The sequence below is a fragment of the Bacteroidia bacterium genome, assembly GCA_025056095.1.
Taxonomy (GTDB): Bacteria; Bacteroidota; Bacteroidia; order JANWVE01; family JANWVE01; genus JANWVE01.
On sequence record JANWVW010000248.1, the window covers coordinates 1 to 4007 of the forward strand.

Here is a 4007-nt window from a genome sequence, read left to right on the forward strand (position 1 = left end):
GCGTTAGCGAAGTACCGAAGCGAAGCGCAGTGCGGAATGCCCCGACCCTTGCGCAGCAAGGGGCACGCCCAAAAAATGAAAATTACTTTTTAGAATGAACATCAATTTTCAAAAAGAATAATTCTTTGTCTTCAAGTTCTGCGTATCTCTATACCCACAAAAGTGTAAATTTTTATACTTTTGCAAAGATGAAAAAAAGTTCTATTCTTTTGTTGATAACCATAGCTTGGTTATTTTATTCATGCAGTCCAAAAGATGACGAAATTTTAATAGACCTTGCCCACTTTGAAGTTGCTTGGGCATCTACCGCAGGTTTGACTTCGGACCTTAAACAAAAAACTCTGCAAAACATCAAAGACTGGGAAAATGAAGTAAAAAAAGTTCAAGATAGCGCCCACAGCTTAGAACAGTGGAGTAAAATAAAAAACTTCTCCCGAGATGTGCAAGGATACGACTCTGCCGAAACAAAAACCATTCGGCATATTGAAAAAATGAAAGCGTTTTACCAAAAGTTATCAGATATAGACAAACAAATTGCCCAAGAAAATATATCTATCAATGCGTTCAGAAAAAAAATTTTAGAAAAAAAACAAGGTACCCCCCAAGATAGAACACAACTAGCCCAGTACAACGAAAAAATGATTATACTTCAAGAAACAATCTATAAGGCATACGAAGAGCATAAGAATTTAAGTGAAGGATTTGAACCTCTTATTACTCAATGGAAAATGCTTCTTTCTTATGCCTTTCCAAAAAAGAAAAGAGAACAACATTGACCAAGTTTGCCTTAGCAGATAGAAAATATTTTTCTAAAACTAAACTAATATGCTATTTTTGCGTACAACTCTACTGTATTTATGAAGTATTTTCTTATACTTTTAGGGCTGCTACCTTTGACATACTTCATTACCTACGCACAGCAGCTAGATACAGGTGAGATAGAATGTAAAAAAATCAAGCCCATTTATGACACTACTATGCACAATTATTTACGCATAAAGGTAGGAGAAAATACAGATGCCGTAGTCAAACTTGTAGAGAAAACAAAAGATAAAACAATACGCATGGCATACATACGCGCAGGACAGCAATTTGATATGATTAACATTCCCACAGGAAGGTATTACGTCAAAATTGCTTATGGCAAAGATTGGATATTTACTTCAAAAAATAACTGTGAAGGCGAATTTAAGACAAATGCCATGTATAAACAAAGCAAACAAGTGTTTGACTTCAAAAAGATAAAAACTAGAGAAGGGTATCAAATTGCAAATTTTGAGCTTAGCTTGGATATGAAAATAGAGGAAGGGGCAGGAGAAGCTATGAAAAATTTACCTATAACCAAAGAACAATTCAACAAATAACATATACTTATCGGCTATGAATATGAACATGAAAGAAATGCTTGCTAAAATTCAAGAGATGCAAGCAGAAATAAAGAAAGTACAAGAAAATTTAGAAAAGCTTACTGTAGAAGCCGAAGCAGGAGGGGGAATGGTCAAAGTTACGGCTAATGGACTAAAAAAAATTGTCAAACTTCAAATAGACAAAGAAATTATAGATAAAGATGACCCTGAAATGATGGAAGATCTGATTATTGCTGCTGTAAACAAAGCCTTAGAAGCTGCAGATGAACTTCATAAAACAGAAATGCAAAAAGCTACAACTGCTATGCTTCCCAATATCGCAGGCTTTGATTTGTCTAACTTTGGTTTGTAGATAAAAGTAAAATTTTTTGCTGTTTTACTGTTTGTTTTATCTTTGTAAAGTAGTTCATTATGTTGGATAATCTAGACCCACACCGCCTGTCTATTATTATCTTTTCGGCAGTTGTAACTTTTATGATGGTTTTAGACCTTGGCTTACTTAACCGTAAACCTCAAAAAACTACTTTTAAGCAAGCGCTATTTTGGACCTCTGTGTGGATACTAATTTCGTTAGCCTATTCGGCAGTAGTCTATTACTTTGGTTTTCCACCTGTCCGAATGGCTTCAGGAAAGATAGAAACCAACTACATTCAGTTTATTGATTATCTCTCGGCATACATTATTGAGCTTTCGCTCTCTGTGGATAACATTTTTGTCATGATATTGATATTCGGATACTTCAAAACCCCAGAGGAGTATCATAGAAAAGTCCTTTTTTGGGGCATAGTATCGGTTATTGTAATGCGCGGGCTGTTTATTTTCATTGGAGAAACGCTTATACACCATTTTCATTGGATTTTGTACGGCTTCGGCGTATTTCTTATTTACACAGGAATCAAAATGCTATTGAGCAAAAAAGAGGAAGAAAATGTAGACATTGAAAATAACAAATTGGTCAAATTTATACGCAGGCGGTTTCGTATGACCGCTGACTATGAAAAAGACAAGTTCTTTGTTCGTAGAAAAGGAATTCTGTTCATTACTCCGCTCTTTTTGGTATTGATAGTCATAGAAAGTACCGATTTAGTGTTTGCTTTGGATTCCATTCCTGCTGTATTTACGATTACTGAAAATGGATATGTAGCTTTCACTTCTAACCTATTTGCAGTGATGGGCTTGCGATCTATGTACTTTTTGCTTAGCTCGGTAATGGATAAATTTAGATATCTTGGTATTGGCTTAGCTTTTGTGCTGATGTTCATAGGCATAAAAATGCTTTTAGAAATTATAGAGATAGAAATTCCTGTCCATTATTCTTTGATTGTAGTGGTCAGTATCATTGCGATTTCTATTTTATTTTCTGCACTCAAACCTAAAAACAAAAAACTGCCCACAACAGCACAACCTATTGTAGAAACTACCCATGTTGAGTAGCCCATTTATTTTTTAATTTTGCAGTATGACTTACGAACAATATCAAGACATAGTAGAACGCACAGCTGCGTTAAGGAGGTATCTTTGACATTGATGCAAAGCAAAGCAAAATTCAAGAACTAGAAGCGATAACTTACCAGGAAAATTTTTGGGACAATCCTAAACAAGCCCAGTCTATCCTGAAAGAGATAAAGTCTTTAAAAACTTGGGTCGATTTGTACCAAGAGTTGGATGCTCGTGTTCAAGATTTAAGCTTGAACTACGAAATTTACAAAGAAGGAGAGCTTTCCGAACAAGAGTTGGACAAAGCTTATCAAAGCACATTATCCTTTTTAGAAGAGATTGAATTTAAGAACATGATGAGCAAGGAAGAGGATAAACTCAACGCCATTTTGACGATTAACGCAGGTGCAGGAGGTACGGAAAGCCAAGACTGGGCAGAAATGCTTATGCGCATGTATACCATGTGGGCGCAAAAGAATGGTTTTAAGGTCCATTTATTGGATGAGCAGCCCGGTGAGGGCGCGGGTATAAAAAGTGCCACATTAAGCATAGAGGGGGATTTTGCTTATGGTTATCTTAAAGCAGAAAGCGGTGTACATAGGTTAGTGCGAGTGTCCCCTTTTGATGCTAACGCGCGTAGGCATACTTCGTTTGCGTCTGTGTTCGTTTATCCTGAAATTGATGAAACGATTGAGATTGAAATCAATCCTGCGGATATTCAAATGGATACCTATCGTTCAGGGGGAAAAGGGGGGCAAAATGTCAATAAGGTAGAAACTGCTGTTCGTTTGACGCATATTCCTACGGGGATTGTAGTAGCTTGTCAGGAGGAGCGTTCGCAGTTGCAAAATCGTGAGCGGGCTATGAAAATGCTCAAAAGCAGGCTGTATCAGATGGAGTTAGAAAAACGGCAAGCAGAAAAAGAAAAATTAGAAAGCACTAAAAAAGAGATTGGTTGGGGCAGTCAAATTCGCAGTTATGTTTTTGATGATAAGCGAGTTAAGGACCACCGCACGGGCTATGAAACTTCCAACGTAGATGCGGTCATGGATGGGGATATTACTCCTTTTATCAAAGCGTATTTAATGGAATACGGAAAAGCAAAGCAGTAATTTTTTAGTTTTAGTTTTTTGGGCGTGCCCTTGCCCACACTTCGCTTGCGCTTGTGTGGGCAAGGTCGGCGTGGGTGGGGGGGGGGGGGGG

Annotated in this window: 5 protein-coding genes; all 5 read left to right on the top strand. The window is 37.3% G+C overall.

The genetic code is table 11. The features are described from left to right. Positions 1-188 precede the first annotated feature (188 nt). A complete protein-coding gene (locus tag NZ519_12830; GenBank protein ID MCS7029639.1) occupies positions 189-776 on the top strand; it encodes a hypothetical protein in 588 nt (195 codons plus the stop codon). A gap of 81 nt (positions 777-857) precedes the next feature. Beyond that, positions 858-1364 carry a hypothetical protein gene (locus NZ519_12835; GenBank protein MCS7029640.1) on the top strand — a complete coding sequence of 169 codons (507 nt, stop codon included), beginning with the start codon at positions 858-860 and terminating at the stop codon, positions 1362-1364. 22 nt (positions 1365-1386) lie between these two features. Then, the gene (locus NZ519_12840; GenBank protein MCS7029641.1) at positions 1387-1719 is read left to right on the top strand and encodes a YbaB/EbfC family nucleoid-associated protein; all 333 of its coding nucleotides are present in this window, start codon (positions 1387-1389) and stop codon (positions 1717-1719) included. Between the two features lie 59 nt (positions 1720-1778). Next, the gene (locus tag NZ519_12845; protein MCS7029642.1) at positions 1779-2801 is read left to right on the top strand and encodes a TerC family protein; all 1023 of its coding nucleotides are present in this window, start codon (positions 1779-1781) and stop codon (positions 2799-2801) included. Positions 2802-2826: 25 nt separating this feature from the next. Continuing rightward, positions 2827-3916 (top strand): peptide chain release factor 2 gene (prfB, locus tag NZ519_12850; protein MCS7029643.1). Its coding sequence is split into 2 segments (ribosomal slippage): positions 2827-2886 and positions 2888-3916, totalling 1089 coding nucleotides; the frame shifts between segments, so codons are not numbered across the junction. Positions 3917-4007 lie beyond the last annotated feature (91 nt).

Coding starts and splice junctions, on each gene's coding strand:
- NZ519_12830 (MCS7029639.1), top strand. CDS start 189: ATGAAAAAAAGTTCTATTCTTTTGTTGATAACCATAGCTTGGTTATTT.
- NZ519_12845 (MCS7029642.1), top strand. CDS start 1,779: ATGTTGGATAATCTAGACCCACACCGCCTGTCTATTATTATCTTTTCG.
- NZ519_12835 (MCS7029640.1), top strand. CDS start 858: ATGAAGTATTTTCTTATACTTTTAGGGCTGCTACCTTTGACATACTTC.
- NZ519_12840 (MCS7029641.1), top strand. CDS start 1,387: ATGAACATGAAAGAAATGCTTGCTAAAATTCAAGAGATGCAAGCAGAA.